Source organism: Rhodococcus sp. NCIMB 12038 (assembly GCF_002165735.1).
Lineage (GTDB): Bacteria > Actinomycetota > Actinomycetes > Mycobacteriales > Mycobacteriaceae > Rhodococcus_F.
In genome coordinates this window covers 104,082-121,216 of the sequence record NZ_NHML01000002.1, presented here as the reverse complement: position 1 = coordinate 121,216, position 17,135 = coordinate 104,082, and the positions used below count along the sequence as shown (strand labels likewise).

At 62.5% G+C, this 17,135-nt stretch carries 18 protein-coding genes; 10 read left to right on the top strand and 8 right to left on the bottom strand.

Features of this window, described 5'->3' with window-relative positions:
* Window positions 1–52: 52 nt before the first annotated feature.
* On the bottom strand, window positions 53–412 hold the full coding sequence (locus CA951_RS45030; RefSeq protein WP_087555432.1) for a DUF732 domain-containing protein: 360 nt from the start codon (window positions 410–412) through the stop codon (window positions 53–55).
* 266 nt (window positions 413–678) lie between these two features.
* Here CA951_RS45030 and CA951_RS02885 point away from each other — a divergent pair, with 266 nt between their 5' ends.
* From CA951_RS02885 to CA951_RS02865, 5 genes are all read left to right on the top strand, one after another.
* Complete coding sequence (locus CA951_RS02885) at window positions 679–1,260, top strand: hypothetical protein (RefSeq protein ID WP_087555431.1); 582 nt, start codon at window positions 679–681, stop codon at window positions 1,258–1,260.
* 119 nt (window positions 1,261–1,379) lie between these two features.
* Window positions 1,380–1,751, top strand: a complete 372-nt coding sequence (locus CA951_RS02880; protein ID WP_179220092.1) for a hypothetical protein — start codon at window positions 1,380–1,382, stop codon at window positions 1,749–1,751.
* A 68-nt stretch (window positions 1,752–1,819) separates the two neighbouring features.
* Window positions 1,820–2,161, top strand: coding sequence for a hypothetical protein (locus CA951_RS02875; protein WP_087555429.1), 342 nt, complete (start codon window positions 1,820–1,822; stop codon window positions 2,159–2,161).
* Window positions 2,162–2,388: 227 nt separating this feature from the next.
* Window positions 2,389–2,886, top strand: coding sequence for a hypothetical protein (locus tag CA951_RS02870; protein ID WP_087555428.1), 498 nt, complete (start codon window positions 2,389–2,391; stop codon window positions 2,884–2,886).
* A 304-nt stretch (window positions 2,887–3,190) separates the two neighbouring features.
* A complete protein-coding gene (locus tag CA951_RS02865; RefSeq protein WP_143542986.1) occupies window positions 3,191–3,979 on the top strand; it encodes a hypothetical protein in 789 nt (262 codons plus the stop codon).
* A gap of 1,016 nt (window positions 3,980–4,995) precedes the next feature.
* On the opposite strand, the gene CA951_RS02855 is transcribed toward CA951_RS02865, so the two are convergent.
* Complete coding sequence (locus tag CA951_RS02855) at window positions 4,996–5,271, bottom strand: response regulator transcription factor (protein WP_087555426.1); 276 nt, start codon at window positions 5,269–5,271, stop codon at window positions 4,996–4,998.
* 319 nt (window positions 5,272–5,590) lie between these two features.
* On the opposite strand from CA951_RS02855, the gene CA951_RS02850 reads away from it, so the two are divergent.
* Entirely contained in the window at window positions 5,591–6,082 is a 492-nt protein-coding gene (locus CA951_RS02850; protein ID WP_256973246.1) for a hypothetical protein, read from the top strand.
* Window positions 6,083–6,145: 63 nt separating this feature from the next.
* Here CA951_RS02850 and CA951_RS02845 read toward each other — a convergent pair whose 3' ends face one another.
* Window positions 6,146–6,796, bottom strand: coding sequence for a hypothetical protein (locus CA951_RS02845; RefSeq protein ID WP_087555425.1), 651 nt, complete (start codon window positions 6,794–6,796; stop codon window positions 6,146–6,148).
* Window positions 6,797–6,997: 201 nt separating this feature from the next.
* The gene (locus CA951_RS02840; protein WP_143542985.1) at window positions 6,998–7,207 is read right to left on the bottom strand and encodes a hypothetical protein; all 210 of its coding nucleotides are present in this window, start codon (window positions 7,205–7,207) and stop codon (window positions 6,998–7,000) included.
* A gap of 373 nt (window positions 7,208–7,580) precedes the next feature.
* Between CA951_RS02840 and CA951_RS02835 the strand changes: the two genes are divergently transcribed.
* Window positions 7,581–8,000, top strand: coding sequence for a hypothetical protein (locus tag CA951_RS02835; protein ID WP_087555423.1), 420 nt, complete (start codon window positions 7,581–7,583; stop codon window positions 7,998–8,000).
* Between the two features lie 60 nt (window positions 8,001–8,060).
* On the opposite strand, the gene CA951_RS45025 is transcribed toward CA951_RS02835, so the two are convergent.
* The 3 genes from CA951_RS45025 to CA951_RS02825 all read right to left on the bottom strand — a co-directional run bounded on the left by CA951_RS45025 (window position 8,061) and on the right by CA951_RS02825 (window position 9,658).
* Window positions 8,061–8,717: a hypothetical protein gene (locus CA951_RS45025; RefSeq protein ID WP_373413433.1), complete on the bottom strand. Its 657-nt coding sequence runs from the start codon at window positions 8,715–8,717 to the stop codon at window positions 8,061–8,063.
* A 157-nt stretch (window positions 8,718–8,874) separates the two neighbouring features.
* Window positions 8,875–9,138, bottom strand: a complete 264-nt coding sequence (locus tag CA951_RS42640) for a hypothetical protein (protein ID WP_143542984.1) — start codon at window positions 9,136–9,138, stop codon at window positions 8,875–8,877.
* 58 nt (window positions 9,139–9,196) lie between these two features.
* Window positions 9,197–9,658, bottom strand: a complete 462-nt coding sequence (locus CA951_RS02825) for a hypothetical protein (protein ID WP_143542983.1) — start codon at window positions 9,656–9,658, stop codon at window positions 9,197–9,199.
* 265 nt (window positions 9,659–9,923) lie between these two features.
* Here CA951_RS02825 and CA951_RS02820 point away from each other — a divergent pair, with 265 nt between their 5' ends.
* Window positions 9,924–10,784: an endonuclease/exonuclease/phosphatase family protein gene (locus CA951_RS02820; RefSeq protein WP_143542982.1), complete on the top strand. Its 861-nt coding sequence runs from the start codon at window positions 9,924–9,926 to the stop codon at window positions 10,782–10,784.
* Window positions 10,785–10,973: 189 nt separating this feature from the next.
* Here CA951_RS02820 and CA951_RS02815 read toward each other — a convergent pair whose 3' ends face one another.
* A complete protein-coding gene (locus CA951_RS02815; RefSeq protein ID WP_087555419.1) occupies window positions 10,974–11,420 on the bottom strand; it encodes a hypothetical protein in 447 nt (148 codons plus the stop codon).
* Between the two features lie 164 nt (window positions 11,421–11,584).
* Here CA951_RS02815 and CA951_RS45020 point away from each other — a divergent pair, with 164 nt between their 5' ends.
* Together CA951_RS45020 and CA951_RS02805 are read left to right on the top strand one after the other, a co-directional pair.
* The gene (locus CA951_RS45020) at window positions 11,585–12,919 is read left to right on the top strand and encodes a hypothetical protein (RefSeq protein ID WP_373413412.1); all 1,335 of its coding nucleotides are present in this window, start codon (window positions 11,585–11,587) and stop codon (window positions 12,917–12,919) included.
* 93 nt (window positions 12,920–13,012) lie between these two features.
* Window positions 13,013–16,180 (top strand): UvrD-helicase domain-containing protein, encoded by a 3,168-nt coding sequence (locus CA951_RS02805; RefSeq protein WP_143542981.1) that lies wholly within the window; start codon window positions 13,013–13,015, stop codon window positions 16,178–16,180.
* Window positions 16,181–17,135 lie beyond the last annotated feature (955 nt).

Here is a 17,135-nt window from a genome sequence, read left to right as displayed (position 1 = left end):
GAACAAGTCGTAGGACTGTCGAAGTGAAGCGCTCGGACCGCCTGGTTCTCGGCTACTTTCCGCCATTCAAGGATAGGTGACAGAGTTCGTCGACCGAGGTGAGGATCAAGAGTTCCGCTTCTGTGGGTGTGATCGGCAGGGATTGCGTGAGCAGTTCTGCGATGCGGGACGGAGTTACGTTCCGGCCTAGTGCGTCGCACGTCGCCTCCCCGACCTCAACTGCCGAGACCTGAGTTTCGAACCGCAGGCCTAATGAGTCCAGAGCAGCGGTGAAGCGTTGGTGTGACGCGGAGGTCGTCGCGGGCGTTGCCACCGCGGTGGGAGGGTCTGGCTGTTCGACGTCGGGTAGTCCAGTGCTCGCTGCGGCGCACAGCGCCAGGGCCGCACACAGGGACAGGGTGATACGGGCCATCGGTACTCACATTCGAAATGTCGTCTCGCCCGAAATCGGGGCTGCATTGGCGACAGCCGGCCGACGTTAGGCCATGGCACTGACACAGGTGAGCCGAGGAAGCCTCCGATGCTCAACGAACTTCGTCGTGAAGTTCGATCGCGTTGGCGTCATGACCACCGCTGGCGGAACTTGTCGGTGCCTTCTGTCATTCTGTGCGGCTCCTCATTGGGGCGACGAACGGGCCTTCCGGGCTCGCAGTCTCGACAAAGCGCTGAGGATGAACGATGAATGACATGAACCTGCCGAATCCGGAGCAGGATTCGACCACGTCACCGGCAACGCCGAAGAGGTGGCGGTGGATTACCGCGGTGGTGGTGGCGTTGGTTGCCGGCGCCGCGATCGGTACCGCGGTGGCCAAGGCCACCGAGCGTGATGTCCTTGCCGAGCGGACGGCGGCACTCGAGCAGCGCGAGGCCGAGGTGGCCCAGCGCGACACGGCCGCCGCGCAAAGGGAGGATGCCCTGTCGTCGCGCTCCGGGGGGCTCGATACCCGGCAGGCCGAACTCGACAAAATCTCGGCCGATCTGGGACGTCGTGAGCAGGCTCTGCTGCCGAAGGAGCAGGTAGCGGCACGGTCGAAGATCACCAGGGACGGGATCTACCTGGTGGGGAAGGACATCGAGCCGGGCACGTATCAGACGTCGGGTGGTAGCGGTTGCTATTGGCAGCGCTCGAGCGGCACGTCCGGGGACTTCGCGGACATTCTCGCGAACGGCAACGAGAGCGGTCAGGCGATCGTGACGATCGCTGCCTCCGATGTCGCGTTCACCACCAAACGCTGCGGCACCTGGCAGCGGATGAGCTGACCAGGATCCGAGTGTCGGACCCTTATGTCATTCTGTCCGGCTCGGGTGCGAGCGCGGACTTTCCGGACGGGAAGACCCGTCAACACTTGAATTTCCAGGAGTAATGAATGCGGAAGATCATGAACACCACTTTTGCGGCGCTCGCTGTCGGCGGCCTTCTCCTTACCGGGGCGAATGCTGCGTGGGCAGGTCCGGCCACCGTGATCGACGGGGACGGCGTCTACCGGGTCGGCATCGACATCGAGCCGGGGACCTATTACACCGGCGGGGGTGGGGACTACTGCTATTGGGAGCGGCAGTCCGGCCTCAGCGGCGATTTCGACGAACTCATCGCGAATGACTTCATCGAGGGCGGACCGGCCGCAGTGACGATTAAGTCCAGTGACGTCGGATTCAGCACCGACGGGTGCGGCACCTGGGTGCGGCAGTCCACTCCGCCGGCTCCCGCACCGGCTCCGGCGTCTGCGCCCAGGTCACCGTTCGGCTCGTAGCCACCACCCCGCCCCGGCATTCTGATGTCGGGGCGGGGTCCGTCCTTTCCTCCAGAGAAGAGAGCATCATGGGGAACATGCACTTCGGCCCGAACCACGGGCAGATCAACATCATTCAGAACAACTTCCAGGGATACAGGCGGCCGCCGCACCGCAACAGCCATCCGATCCTGACCGGCATCGGCATCCTGTTCGCGATCGGATTGCTGATCAAGTTCTGGTGGGTGGTACTGACAGTGCTCGCTATCTGGATCGGAATGAAGGCGTACCGGAACTGGCAGCACCGACAAGCGCTGGCCGAGCAGGAACGCGCACGGATCGCGGCCCGCGCCGACGCGCAGAACCAGGCATTCCTCGCCGGTGACCCCTACGGAATCTACGGCCATCCGCAGAACCCGCAGGGCCAGTGACCGTTGCAATCGACTGGAGAAGACCACCGGCAAACGCGACTCCACGAGCGGGGTATCGCTGAGACCAGCGGCCGTGCCGTCCGTGCCAGGAGATTTCGACCGCACGCAGGAGCCCACTCCCCCGCCAGCGCGCGGAACGCTCACCCAAGCCGCCAAGACCCCTGCACCTGTTACCAGTGCATGGGGCCTCGACGGGGCTGCCGGCGACACACGTCGAAGGGAGCACCATGTACGAAGACGACGACTATTGGGAACGGCTCATCTTCGAAGCCGAGAAGTTTCAGCGGGACCTCGAAGTTCACACCTTGAACCTGAAGCTGTATCACTCCCAGAGCGAGCACTGGCGAGCGAAGGCCTGGACGGTCCTGTGGTGGTACCTGCTGTTCGTGACCCTCACCGGCATCTTCATGAGTCTTGCGCTGCTCGAACTCTTCAACGGGCATCAATCGAGCTGGTGGTTGGCGGGAGGTTACCCCTGCTCGCTCATCTCCTTCGTCCTCGTATACATACACCACCGCCACCTCAAGAGATCGAAGGCCGCGAGCGAAAAATTCCGGTCCCTCGAGCCACCTGCGAGCCTTCGCCCACTCATGGCCTCGATCGACGCCGAGATCGAAGCGGAAGAGCGGGCCGCGGCCACCGCCAAGAAGCGAAGGCGGTGGCTGGGACGTCGACCATCTCAGCATGACGCACGTCGTCGGCCGGGAAGACTCGGGCACAGCTGACGTCCGGCTTGCCGGAAAGGTGCGGCAAGAACCAACCCTTATGCGAACTCGGAGGCATTCTTGTTAGATCAGCTGAATGTCATTCGGACGAATGACATTCAGCTTGCTATGGCCTTACGGGATGACACTTGACTGCTCGGTCATGGGATCATTGCCACCTACGAGCAGCATCCGTAGCGCCGAGACAGCCCTCGCCGAGGGTCGCATCTACATCGGGGCTCAAGCTCAGCGAGAGAACACCGCCCATGTCATTCACGTGATCGACATGTGTTGACGAGCACTCGGTTTCGCATAAGGTCAGCTGGTGAACAGAAGGAATCTTCTCGCCAGCACTGTCATTCTCGTCGCGGTAGGCACGTTGGTGGGGTGCGGGTCATCAGCTGATGATCAGCCTGTGGAGCAAGTTCAATCTTCCAGCGCGAACGCATCGTCCCGTGATACCCAGCCGAAAGGCGAGGTCGCTGCGGTTGAAGCTTGCCAAGAACGTGTGGCCAAGGATCAGGGCTACGGCGAGGACGGCATCTTCTGGAATGGCTATGGTGCGGGCGGCGCGGGAAGGGGCGTCCCCGGAATGTTCAGCGTGTCCGGAATGACCCAACGCACCCCGGATATGCCGGAGTTCTCGTTTTCCTGCACCGTTGAGCTCGTGAACGGACGGCTGGAGGTCACAAAGACGGACGTCACTCTTCATGAAACGTCCAGTAGTTCTGCGGCCGCGACGCCCAGCGTGGCACCGACGACTATCACTCTTGGTCCACTCACAAAGGCGGACGTCATCGAGTACCAGGGAACGTTGAGGGATCAAATACAGCCTTGTCTCACAGAACCTAGCAGCTCGTTTTCCGCGTATTGCACAGAGGCGATCTACGCACTAGTGACCACCCTTGAGGAGTTCGATTCGCGACTGACACCCTCGAACCGGGAAACACGCGCGAGCATTGCGGAAACCATCTCGGATCTCGAGTATTGGCGTGACGAGTGTATGAAGACGACAGCGAACTCGCCAGAACGCCGCGCGTGTGTTGGGTATTACATGCTCTACGAGGCGAGGGTTCAAAAGCCGATTGTAAAGTGGGCAGACGAGAACAGATAGCTGCGCCGCTCCTGAAGGCGCGACGACGCTGATACGGTGGATCAGATCACGGCTGCGGTTCGGAACCTTGATCCCGGCAGCCACGACAGCGGCGATGGGTGAGCTCGACGTTCTGCATTCTCGACGCCGTCTCTCGCATCGGGCACGGTGCGACACCGTCGTCGTCCCTTTGTCCGGAGAGTAGCCGCTGATTTCGATATCACCGAGCCTTCGGTGCCCATGATGGCGACGATGGACCGGATCCTGTTTCGCTCGGGGCGTTCCTCGGCTGGTACCACGACGAAGCGGACTTTGGTGCGAGTCACCAACAAACAGCGAGCCTCGACCCGGGGTGGGATTTTGAGGCGAATGCAGTGCTGCACTACGCCCGCACATTGAAGACGAATATTGCACGGGCCCTGGTCATATCTTGACTCCTGGTCTCCCCGACCATGCCCTCGGTATCGCTTGTCTGCGGTCTGCGCGTTACTAACGTTGTGTTCGCTCGTCTGCGTACGCCCCCGGCCGAATGGAACCCGAGTCGGCGTCGAACCCGCCGCCACCACACCGAACTCCACGGACCCGCGCAGCTAAACAACTCCGGCCAACGAACTCACCCGGCGTCCTTTACCACTATTCAGGTTCGACCGTTAGAGTCTTTTGGATGCAAAACCCAACGCGCCTACATCGAGCACGCCAAGTCGGGAAGCTTTCGCGTGGACGCTGACAGCCCAGACCCCCACTCCGGTCCCGTCCATATGGAAGATCTCCTCACCCGAGCGGTGATCGAGGCTCTCAAGGCAGGCAGGTCGTGGGCGCACATCGCTACCCAACTCGGGGTTCCGCCTCCAGCCACCCGCGATCACCTCACTGTGACCGACTGGGACTGGCAGGAGGCGATTGTCGCGCACGAGAATGCGCGGGCAGCGCGGCTTGATGACCAGACCTGGCCTCGGCGATCGTCGACGAGCCAGTAGGAGACAGACTCTCCGGCCCATCACCGGAGGCCGGTTGAGCCCTACCACTGCACCCAAGTGTCAGAGCTCGTCGAGAGAAACCAACCCGTCCTGCAATGCCCGAACCAACAACCCGGACTTGTCGGCAACGGGGCGCCCGACGGCGGCGTACTTCGCCCGGATCCGGGTCAGGTGGGTTTGGATCGTGCCCAATCTGATTCCCAGCTCGGATGCGGCAACGGCCCTCGATTCGCTGCGCAGCCACAGACGAAGAATTTCCAGCTCGCGCGGCGACAGCGCGGGCCGTCGCTGCGATCCCGCGACGGGGTCAGGCACAGGCCCAGGACCGGAACTCATAGCTATCTCACCTTCTCGAAGCCGTAACAACTACCGGGCACACACCGCTCGTGCGGCGCAGCGCGTCACCTGCCGGGGCAATACGATCGGCCCGCAACAACCACGTCGTTTACCGCGGAAAGCAAACCGTACCCGAGGCCGGTTTCATGCCGTGTCGTCGCGGACGCGCCACCACCATCCATCGACCACGCCATCTGGCTGGCGGTACATTCCCTGGGATGGCCGCCGGTACCGCGGAGGGCGAAGTTCTGCGTCCCTCGATTACCGCACTGCCGGCCCGGCGAGAACCTGTCAGAGGGTAGGTGCACGATACGTGATCGTGAAATGGACACAGGACGCCCTGATCGACGCGGGCTTTCCGGGATTCGTTCGGTTCAGCGAGTTGCCGACGTCGCAGGTTCCCACTGACCCCGGTGTGCACGTAGTGCTCCGAGTGTCCGAAACGGATCCGGAGTTCCGGCAGGTGAGTCCGGCCGGCTGGTTCAAAAGGAAAGACCCGTCGGTTCCCGTCGCCACGCTGGAAGACTCCTGGGTTCCGGGCTCGCCCGTGGTGTACCTCGGCAAAGCCAATGGAGGCGCTACCGGCCGCCGAGGCCTCCGTATGAGGCTCGATGAGTACCGACGGCACGGGACCGGAGAGCCGATCGGACACTGGGGTGGACGGTATATCTGGCAGCTCGCCGACAGCGACGAACTGGTAGTGGGGTGGAAGCCCACCGCGGACACAAACGCTCGCGCCCTCAAGCGCCACTTGATCGCCGAGTTCTCCTCGGACCATGCCAAGCGCCCATTCGCCAACCTCACCGGATAGCGATACCGCTCCAACGTCATTCGTGTCGATCGAACGAATGACGTTGCAGCGGCTGGACACCGCCTATTTGTCGCGGAACAGCCCAACGTGTTCGGCGATGGAGAGAACTATGCACACTGCGGCCACGCCGAGGACGACCAGGACGATGATTCCCGTCGTGCGGATTGCGCCGCTCGTGGCTCCCAAGGCGGTGAGCGCAGCGATCATGAGGAGGACGACGAGCAAGGCCGACAACGTCCATCCCAGGATTCTGCTGGCCCCCATTCCTTTCAGGATGCGGCGACCCGGATGAACGAGGCGCTCAGCTCGGCCACCCAGTCGCGGCGACCTCCGTTGTGCCACCATCTCGGGGGTCCTCCGGTGCACGACCACGGCCCGCTTGTTCATCGGTGTGATGGTGCGGTCCGACGCGATGTGAAAGACCGGCCACCATGGGAGATCTCGCCGCCTGATGGAAACGTCAGCGGTGCTGAACACCATCACAGCCTTCCCGCTCCGGTTGTCGTCGGTGTGCGTCCGCACGATTGGATGCAGCTGCTCCTTGGTCAGGTGGGAATCGGACCGGACGATTCTGCCCCGGACCTTGTCGGTACTGAAATCGAGGTGCCCGGGCGTTTCCGTTTTGTGGGTACGCCCACGGCCCTGCGGTTCGATCGATCCGAGATAGGCAAACACCGCCGCGGCGGCATCCTTGTCACTGAGCGTCTCCGACACGTCACTCCTTGTTCGGATGGATGTGCGTCAAGCGTAAACGCCGCCCAACGCCGAGAGATTTCCATCGGATCGCGCACTGATCTGAGCACCTACCGGCTGAGTCGCGACCAGGGAGCCCCGACGAGAACATCCCGGGGGCGATGTCACGCGGATCTCATCGGCTCGGGCCCCGTTGGCAGCGGTTGATGACGAGGTGGTCTTCTACAGTTCGAACCACTCGAGAGGGGGTCGTAATTGACCGCCGTTATACCCGGCGGCGATGTCCTGCTGGATCTGCTCTGCTAGGTCGGAGAGTTCCTCTTTCACACTGGTCTCTGTCTCATCCCAGATGACATGGTCGCTTGCATCAATCTCACCAGTGGCGACAATCCGGCCACGTGCTCTGTCCTCGATATGGAACTGTCTGGTCACGAGCGTCATAGTGCCATACGACCGCGTAGAGCTCGGACTTCGTGGCATCTACAGGCGAAGCTCCTAACCACCCAGGTGGCCACCCGCGATCGAGGATGAACCGAGGCCACCGAAGTTCCATGCTCGCCACCTTCTTTGAGTTCGAAGTCGCCGCGGCGACTCAACGATCTGGCGAACAACTGGTGCAGACGATGCGATCTCGCCAGGGCCACTGAGCCAAAACAGGTGTCTTACTGCAACCCCGCCCGTCATAAATCGGCATACCAGTGCAGACCGGATGGCGGTACTTGTAGTGTCAGACACTCTGCACGTTAGGCGGTGTGCTATCAATTAGCTCCGCGCAACTCTTGCGCGCGAGGGTTGAGAGGTTCGCATGTCGCTCAGGCACTTCATTGGCACGGTTAGCTCCGTTGTACTGTTCGCTGGCTTCCTCACCCTGTTCTGGACAATCAACGCCGGCGAGGACGAGATCTCCGATCGAAAGATCATGTGCGGGCACGCGATCGGTTTCGATCTCGATACAGCAGAGCAGGCGGACAACCTGATTGCGATTCGCAATACGATGACCTCATACGACTCCGACGAGCATTTCGTCGCGGACTGCGAGTCGACTCGGGCCTTCCGGCAGGCCTTGGGCTGGCCCCTTGCCGCCGTCGGCCTCGTCGGATTGCTGGGTTCCATTCTGGTCCGTCAGCCGAAGAACAATGAACAGTTGAGCGATCCGACCTTCATGCAGGGAACCCCCTCGCCAGGCGAGCCGCCCAATCCGACCGTTGAGCCGATCGAAAAGTAACTCCGACTGCTCGCGCCACGCGGACGAGCGACAGTTCCTCGGGAAGCAAAGGCCGCCGCACTACTCGCCGATCTGAAACAGCCTTCTCTCGATAACGTCATCAGCCGTTCCAAGCTCGGACGCCCAGCTGGCCGCGTAGTCGAGGTATCGGCCGTAGTGTTCCGAAGATGCTTGCCACGGCTCGTCTGTCACGATATTGAGTGCAGCGATTACGTTGTCATCCATGATCAACGGCTGCGGCATGTGTCTTTTTGCCCCATAACCGCCGAAGTAGAGAAACTTTGTGAAGTACGACGGACCCAAGCCATTTATCCACAACCTACTGCGATAGCTAAGGGCCTTGTACGCACTCTCAGGTCCTTCACCACGCACGACCTGGAGGGCCTCTGCGAACCGTTTTGGTGCGGCGTCCTGCGCAAGCGGGCGTAGCGCCCGCACCATAGGTCGCCCGGGCGGAGCTCCCCAGATTGCGATAGCTGCATACAACTGGGCAGCAGCCCAGGCATCGGCGGTGTCCTGCCCAGCGCGTTCCGCGATCCTAAATAGGGATCGTCGATCGATGCGCCGCCGGCTGCCGTCCTCCGATCCTTCATCCAATTCTGCAGGCCACATACGAGCGTCTGGCACCAACCGCCTGCAAGCGATCATGTCGCGCGAGAATCCCTGACCAAGTACGTATTCGCCACGGGGAGGCGGACCGTCGTCGGCGAAGAGAATTGGTACGTCGCTGTTCGGCAGTGTTCACTCCTCAGTACTAGTTGGCGCAACCGCGATGGCATCGACGTGACAGCGGCCGAAGTAGAGCGCTTCGTCCCGAGGTGCGCTCGGACACACCGTGTTGCGCATGAGGACGGCTCGCAATCCCCCATTCGCCTCACTGTTGCGGGTCGTTTCCTCCGTCGACGAGGTGACCGAAACCGCTGCGGTGGAGGCTGCGGACGAGGCCGGCCGATGGCGTGTGATCGCAGAGCCACTCGGCGATACCCGCGGATTGTGTCGCTCGGTCTGCGTTGCTCAGTTTCAGTTGAAACAGCACAACACCAGCGGTGGCTGGGGGTGGCATGGGCGTTCCAATCGGCAGAAAGTTGCTGTCGTCGTAGAGCCGCTCATTTATCGCCATGCGGGCACGTCCGTTCACGTCAGATCTTCCTCCGGGCCACACCAGGATATCGAATGGGCTGAGCTCGGCCTGGCACTCAGAGCATGTCGTTGAGGATTCCGTCCAGCTCGGCCAGCGGGTTGTCGGCGCGGTCTTCGATTTCGTCGAGGAGGTCGGTGACGTCGGTCAACTCGTGGTGGGCGCTGCGGCGGGCCGCGGTGCCCCGTTCGTAGAAGTACGGATCGAGGACACGGCCGTCGTCGATCGGATAGCTGTCGGGCGGCTCGGCCGCGGGCGTGGCTTCGGCGGCGGAAGGATGTGCGGGCGCGGTTCCGGACAGGTGGGCGTGGACGGTCGCGGCGTCGGCACCTGACTGCGGCACCAGCGCTCGAACCGCCGCTATGCCGAGGCGTAGGTGCGGCGGGTGCCCTCGGACCAGCGCTCGGTCATCGACCGGCCGCGCCGCCACCCCGTCCGACAGGACCGGGAACACCGCCACGCCGCCTGTAACAGCAGCTGCGGGCAGCTCTCGAGGCCTGAGACTCTGGTCGATCGTCATGCGAGTACGCTGCCGAACCTCTCCGACAGCGCCAGGATTGTGGAAGCTCCGCAGCAGCAACACCACAAACCACGGTGTGCGTTCTCGGCAACGCCTTCACGCGCCCAGCCTGCTCACTCCACGCTCAAGCGTTCGTCACCCCAGCGACGCTGCGGTGTGCCATCCTCGGAGAATGGTGCACGTCAGATGGGCGGAGGCAATCGTTGCCGCGCTGTCGTGACGCCTTGCCCCGCACCTGAAGACCGTCGCAGCGGAGGAGGACACGGTGAGCCAACCAGAACAGACATTGCATGTGGCGACATGGAACCTCAACAATGCGGTGGACGACCGATCGCACCGACAAGCAGCACTTGCCCGACGCCTGGATCTGGACCTGCTCCTGGTCCAGGAGGCCAACCCCCGATCGCTCGGCACGTTCACCGAACAGGCAGGTTTCGATTGGGCCGTCAGCACAGACGATCTCGCGATCATGATGCCGCGCGAGGGCCGCAGATGGCCCCTGCCTGTCGCGGTGCTCGGACGAGGTTCGCGGCCCCTTACGGCGAGGCTCATCATCGACGCTCCCCTGCCGGAACGAATCATCGTGGTCACTCTCGACACCGACATCGGGCCTCTCACCGCGGTGTCCTATCACGCCCCGCCCGGTGTGAACTGGAAACTGAAGAAAGTCGAGCAGGCACAGTTACTGTCGCGATGGCTGGCCACCGTCGACGGGCCGATCGTCGTGGGTGCGGACATGAACACTCCCGACATCGATCACCCCAACCGTGAGGCCGTCCGAACGCACTGGCACACCGGTATGGCCAAGCTGAACGGAGAGCCCGGCGACGACATAGTGTTCGGCGGCACACCGACACATCCTCTCGACGACGCGTTCCGTTGCTGGCTCGACGATCACCCAGCCGAACTCGAAAGCATTCGAAAACAACGCCCCGAAGGCCCTCTGGCGATCTCACACCACACTGGACGTACAAGCACCTCGCCGGGCACACCCCGGCGCTACGACACGATTTGGATCAGCGCTCATCTGCGCGTTCTGTTGATGAACTACGACTACGACGACGCCCTTGCGGCCGGCAGCGATCATGCTCTCGTCCACGGCATCTTCTCCGCGACCCTGCCCTGATCCAGACCCCACGAGCACGAATGAGACCCCGGCCAAGGGGGCTACCGTCCCATCTCCTGGATGCGGTAGCCAGCGAGACCTCCACACCTGAAGAACGGCTACCGTTTTGAAACGAGGGTGAGCTGAAGCTCGACACCAGTCGATGCTTTTTTCGTCTCGTCATCACCGGATCGCCAAACGCTGAACCCATCACAGGCCATTGTCGTCCAGAACCCGCAGCACCAGCTCGGCGATCGGCGCGGTCATGCTGTACACCTGGCCATTTTTCGTGTACGGCTTGTCGCGGACACCGCGGGTGTTGTTGACCGCGTACCCGAATGAGGACATCGACCCCGCGAATGCGGAGGGCTCGAGTCCCGTGGTCGACTGAATGGACTCAACCGTCGTTTCCGGAGCGCCTTCCGCGATCGCTCGAAGCACCTTCCGCGCGGTGGGTTTCAGTGCTAGGGCGAACTTCTTCATCTTCGTGGCTGTCCACCCGTCCAGGCCACCCGAGTCGCCGTTCCCGTCACCGTCGTCCCCATCCTCGGAGGGAAGTAGATCTTCGACGGACTGATACCCGTATGCCCAGGCCACTCGCTCAGCGACATCTTCTGCGTAGTCCACTTCTGGGTCGAAACTCACGGTGATCTGCATGCCGCACCTCCGAGGGATCGTGTTGATTGCTAGCGATCTCTAGAGAATACATGCAGATTGGCATGACATCTAGAGATCTCAAATAGTCTCTCTGAAATCACTAGAGATTCTACCCAACCGCATACAGCCGCATGATGTCGTGGTTCGGTGGCATGCTCAGGGACATGAGCGCACACATCCGGAAACCGCGGGTCCACCTGTGCCGAGTCTCGCCACGGCGGGACGCAATCGACAGCTATCTCGCGCCCGACGACATCGCCTTCGCCACCGAACCCATCTGGGAGTTACCACCGGACTACGACGCCGGTGACACGCTCATCGTCGTCGTACCTGCACGGGAGCCGGGGGTCCTGAATATCGAAACGCTCACCTCCAGCTCGGCGGACGACCGATGGGAGACCGAGGACAGCGCCGGCGCCGAGATGGTATCGATCCCCGGGATTGAGCAGCGCATGGGTGAACCCACGCCGGCCGCCCCCGTCACCCTCGACCCCGACTTCGCTGATAGATGGATGGACGCCTACGAGGCCGAACGCACCCATTTTACGCCCTGGCACCTGCGAGACACCACCGGTTGCGCAGAGGGTCTGCGCACTGGCTTTGCAGGCCGATACCTCGACATCATCAGCACCGGTCTGCCGTCCTGCGTGTGCTGCGGCACGGAGGTCTTCGACAACCTCGGGCGAGGCGGGACGGAGAAGCTGCAGCAACACATGTGCAACGCCGAGGACGCCAAAGACATGGGATACACGCATCATCCGGATCTAGATCTGGCGGTGGAGGTCTGCGAGTCCTGCCACGCTGACTTACACGACCCGTTCGGCCCGACGGTGATGGATGTGATGTTTCGCTCACGGCCGCCGTGCCCGGAATGCGAACGCCATCACACCATCCGAATCCAGTGGGGGATGCCGCCGGGACCGCCGCCACCGGGCACGATCGCGGCCGGCTGCGTCATCCCTGTCGACGACTCCGGAGCCTGGCCACCAGAATTTCGGTGCGGCCATTGCGGGCACGAGTGGTCCACTCCAGGCCAGGAGTCGGCCGACGACGTCAGCGATCCCTCCGGGTTGTCGTGGGACGAGACCACCGATTGGCTGGTTGAATCCCTTGCCGACAAGCCCATCGGGTTCATTCTCGAAGTCGGCCCCCGGAACTACGTCACCGGCGAAGAGAACGATGAGGACGAAGACGTCGTGTGCGCCCAGATCCAGGTGCTCGCCGGCGGCGTGTTGATGCTGCGACGTTCGCGGACCGAACTCGGGCATCTACTCCTGGTCGACTACTCGACCGACGATCTGGTACTCGAGCAGTGGTATTTCGATGACCACTTCGAGGACTGCACGGACGGCTACCTGTTCAGCCGCGATGTCACCCTGCTCGCGCACACCTGCGTGACCTGGATCCAAGAGAACGAAGGTAACGGTTCCACCAACGACATCGGCTGCAACTACCGCTTCCCCGATACGCTGCTTCCACCACCGGATCCAACTTCCTAGCTGCGTCAGGATCGTCACGGTACGAACCTGGGTTAGCGGCCACCCAGTCTGGCGTGGGCGGTAGCCTGACACGTTCAGCGGAAGGTGACCGTCGTGACGATCTATAACACAATTGCCCACGTGCGCGGCGAGTTGCTCAGCAACACAACGCAGAAGAATATTGTCGAGCGACGCGAGCGGCGGTACGTCGGTTCTGTCGGCGAACTCAACCGGTGGGTTGACCAGTTGCGAGAGCGAACGGGCGAGTCGATCCCGTACTTCGATCCTGATGCCGCAGCCGAGGGGGCACGGGTGTTGATGCTTCTTCAGGATCCATCGAATGCTGCCGACGGTGAATCAGGATTCATCAGCCTCCACAACAACGACCGTACTGCCCGCAACGTCTACCAATCGTGCCTGGATTCCGGACTGTCCTACCGCCACTACCTGCCGTGGAATGTGGTGCCATGGCGAGTCGGTGATGGTCGTGACCTTGAGAGTGAAGCACGTCGTGCCCGCCCCTACCTGCTGGAGTTCCTCGAACTACTCGACCCGGCGCCCGAGGTCGTGATCTTGATGGGAAATCAAGCGCTGAACGCTTGGCGCGCAGCGGAGGTCGGAAAATCCAACAGCTCGTTCGCACACCTCGAACCTCCGCTGTGGTGTCCACACCCTTCGCCGAAGGTGTACAACAAGACGAATCTGCGCACGGGCCGTCTGACACGCGACTTGGTGACTGAAACCTTCGCCGAGGCGGCAGCACGAATCACGCAGGAGGGTGGCCCCGCGACAGTTCTCGCTGGTGCGAGCCACCACCCTGACACCACAGACGGATCAGGGGCAAACTCGCGAAGCGCAGAATCTGGCGATCCGGCGCCCAGTCACCGACACATGCCCCACCAGTCGCCCACCGCCGAACAATTCCACATTCACGACCTCTTCTGGACCGGCCGGGATCTCCGCATCCGCGCAGGTGCAGGCACCGGCAAGACCACCACGCTCCTACAACTCGCCGACATCCTTAGCGAGCAGGGCCGCCTCGGCCTCTACATCGCCTTCAACAAAAGCATTGCCGTCGAAGCCCAGCGCAGGTTCCCCCGACTCGTCACCTGTTCCACCGCCCATGCCCTCGCCAACCGCGGGATCCGTAACACTCGGCACGCGCGTCTCCTCGACAAAATGCGCACCGTCAAGCGCGTTCCCTTCTACCTCACTCAGGAGAGCCTCGGCATCCGGAACGCCAATGTAACCGGCTACGACGGCCGCCCCCGTCAGCTCAGCGCGTATCAGCTCACTCGTCATGCCCTACGGACCATTGACGACTTCTGCAAGACAGCCGACGACACCATAGGCCCCCAGCATGTTCCAATCATGGCTGGCGTCGGCGCAACCGGCCATCAGCAACTCATCGACATCGTCCTTCCCCATGCCCATAGAGGCTGGGCAGACCTCACCAATCCGCACGGCAATGCCCTGACCTTCGGCCACGGCCATTACCTCAAACTCTGGGCGCTCGAGCATCCTCGCATAGCGCACAACGGCGACGCCCTGTTCCTCGACGAAGCACAGGACACCAGCCCGGTCCTCGCCGGAATCATCGCCGAGCAGGATCACCTCCAACGTGTCGTCGTCGGCGACTCCGCGCAGGCGATCTACCGTTTCACCGGAGCGACCTCGTTCATGACCGACGACGCGATCCCCGGATCCGTCGAGGGACGCCTGACCCAATCTTGGAGATTCGGGCAGGCGATCGCCGACGAGGCGAACCAACTACTCGCCCGCCTCGGCGACGACATGCGACTGACCGGAAACCCGGCAATGGACTCCCGCGTCGACCGCACGCTCACGACGTCCGACGCGATCCTCACCCGCACAAACGGTCGCGCCCTCGAACACGTCATGGCCGGTCAACGGGCCGGCCGCAAAGTGCATCTCATGGGCGACCAGCGATACGCCATCGCATTCTGCGCTGACGCCGAACGATTGCAGAACGGGAAGGACGCCAGCACAGGGGACCTCGCGATGTTCGCCACCTGGCAGCAGGTCGTGCAGTACACGAAGGACTCGCCCGACGCCACGGACTGGAAAGTACTGGTGAAGCTGATCGAGGAGCATGGAGTGCCCGCGCTGCGTCGCGCCCTCGAACGGACCGTGGATGAAGATCAAGCCGATCTGGTCGTCGCGACAGTTCATAAGGCGAAGGGTCGAGAATGGGGGCACGTCGTCCTCGATGAGGACCTGGCGGCTGCGGTCGACAGCGCTGCCGCAGGCGACGATCCCGCGATCCTGCGGGACGAGCTGATGCTTGCCTACGTGGCCGTCACCCGAGCCCAGGAGGCGCTCAACCCAGGAAGGCTCACAGGGCAGACACCCCACGTCGGGAGGCTTTCCGCTTCGGCACCCATTCCCGGTGAGTTCGTCGGGGCAGATCGGTTCCTGGACGCGCTCGATCGGATGGAAGGGCTCGGCACACTCGACGAGATCATCGAGAATGTCATCGAGCGGGAGAAGATCCCCGATAGTGATGAGATTCGGAAGCAACTCGCCGCCGAAATTGATGCACTCGACGGCGACCCACGCTTTACCTGGGAGTGGTTCGACGAACAATGGGTGGCTGCGGGCGGACGCTACCCGGTAGAAGAGACGCGACGAAGAGCGCAACTCAACGCGTTGGCGACACTGACCGTGACGTTGCCGTGCAATGTCGAGGCCCAGGACCTTGCCCATGCGATCGTGGGTACCGCATTGAGCCATGTCTCGACCCGGCGGCTCGCTCAGCTGCGGCAGGAGATTGCCACAGAACAGCCGAACCCGCCGACATTCCAGGACGACGCCCCTGCTGGTACCAGCAGCCCACAGACGGCGGGGCCCGAACCGGAACGCGTCCTCGCCGAGACGATCACCGGACACCGGCCCGAACACGACTCGCCAAAGCAACTTACGCCCGAGCAGGAAGCCTGGGCTGCCTTGTTCCCCTACCCCCCTCCAGAACCTGATAGTGAAGAGGAAGAGGTCAATTCGTTCGCACAGCGCGATACGCTGTTCCAGTCTGATCCCGAACTCGAACGGGTCAACCAACGAGAGAACGATCCCGCGGACCGCCCCTTACCTGTGGACGAAGAAATACACAGCCAACGTCGTGGGCGGCTTGCCAAACACCTGGCCAGGACCGGATCTGCAATCGCCCGACACGCGCCGGACTCCATTCGAGCCAAATGGCGGAAACGGCGCCGTTTGTCGGACGACCCCAGCAGCCGTAGCGACAACGGCGGCCCCGCATAGGAACGAGGAGAACTTCCGTCTGCAGTTCGCCCGGTGACGCGGCGCGGCCACAGCCTTCAGTCCCCTCACTGGCGGTGCGGGCACGTGCCGCTCGATTCGATGCCCGGCACACCACCCGAATGGGTCGACACGCGGGCCGCGCGAAAATTATCCGGATGTGCGTCGGCGATGAGGACAGCATCACACGGATCCGATAGTGCTGCGCCATCGCCACCCCGAGCGCCGATGGCGCCACCCCTGAACAAACACGAGTGCTGCCGAACAAGGTCGCCGATCGCGTCAGTCCGAGCTGGGTCGACGTGTGACAGCCTGAGGAACCCATGCAGGCGGCGGCACGTTCCCTGAGAGCCCTGTACCGCGAAGGACGAAGTTCTGCACTCGCTCACCGGGATCCACCCTGATTCGTCTCCGTCATCCCTCGATCTCGCGCCCGCGCATGATTGTGCCCCGGGGGATGGACCCTATGGGAGAAATGCGTCCAGAGCAGCATGGCAAAGCTGAGATCGGCTCTCCGCGAGGATCTCATCGCTTGTTGCCAGCTCGTCGAGCGCAGACACATTTGCCCTTCGTGTGCGGAAGGAGATCGTAGTACGGTCCTCGATCTTTCGCGGTGTTGTCCTTACAAAGATCCCGTCCGACTCTTCGTCTGGACGGAGTCGCGAGACAAGGAGGGCGAGCTGATCACGGTTGGACACGATCGCATCCATGACGACGCTCGCGTACGGTGCTTCGTGGGCTTTGGCATATCGCTTGAGGCGCTGTACCAGGGTCACAGGTAGCGAAAGCGTGACCGGTACGGTCATATTCGCGGTCTGGTCCTCGGCTCGTTTAGGTTGCCGCTCAGACTTTGGTGGCTGACGCTGGACCTTGGGAGGCTCTAGAGGCGCACTGCGGACCTCGGTTGAGGACGGCCGTGCGTCGCTCTGGTCAGATCTGGTGCGGCGCGGTGGCGGCG

What these genes read in the sequence shown, in the direction of transcription:
- CA951_RS02825 (WP_143542983.1), bottom strand. Translation starts at nt 9,658, where the DNA reads ATGACGATCGACCAGAGTCTCAGGCCTCGAGAGCTGCCCGCAGCTGCT.
- CA951_RS02875 (WP_087555429.1), top strand. Translation starts at nt 1,820, where the DNA reads ATGGGGAACATGCACTTCGGCCCGAACCACGGGCAGATCAACATCATT.
- CA951_RS02885 (WP_087555431.1), top strand. Translation starts at nt 679, where the DNA reads ATGAATGACATGAACCTGCCGAATCCGGAGCAGGATTCGACCACGTCA.
- CA951_RS02835 (WP_087555423.1), top strand. Translation starts at nt 7,581, where the DNA reads ATGTCGCTCAGGCACTTCATTGGCACGGTTAGCTCCGTTGTACTGTTC.
- CA951_RS02855 (WP_087555426.1), bottom strand. Translation starts at nt 5,271, where the DNA reads ATGAGTTCCGGTCCTGGGCCTGTGCCTGACCCCGTCGCGGGATCGCAG.
- CA951_RS02870 (WP_087555428.1), top strand. Translation starts at nt 2,389, where the DNA reads ATGTACGAAGACGACGACTATTGGGAACGGCTCATCTTCGAAGCCGAG.
- CA951_RS02880 (WP_179220092.1), top strand. Translation starts at nt 1,380, where the DNA reads ATGAACACCACTTTTGCGGCGCTCGCTGTCGGCGGCCTTCTCCTTACC.
- CA951_RS45030 (WP_087555432.1), bottom strand. Translation starts at nt 412, where the DNA reads ATGGCCCGTATCACCCTGTCCCTGTGTGCGGCCCTGGCGCTGTGCGCC.
- CA951_RS45020 (WP_373413412.1), top strand. Translation starts at nt 11,585, where the DNA reads ATGAGCGCACACATCCGGAAACCGCGGGTCCACCTGTGCCGAGTCTCG.
- CA951_RS02815 (WP_087555419.1), bottom strand. Translation starts at nt 11,420, where the DNA reads ATGCAGATCACCGTGAGTTTCGACCCAGAAGTGGACTACGCAGAAGAT.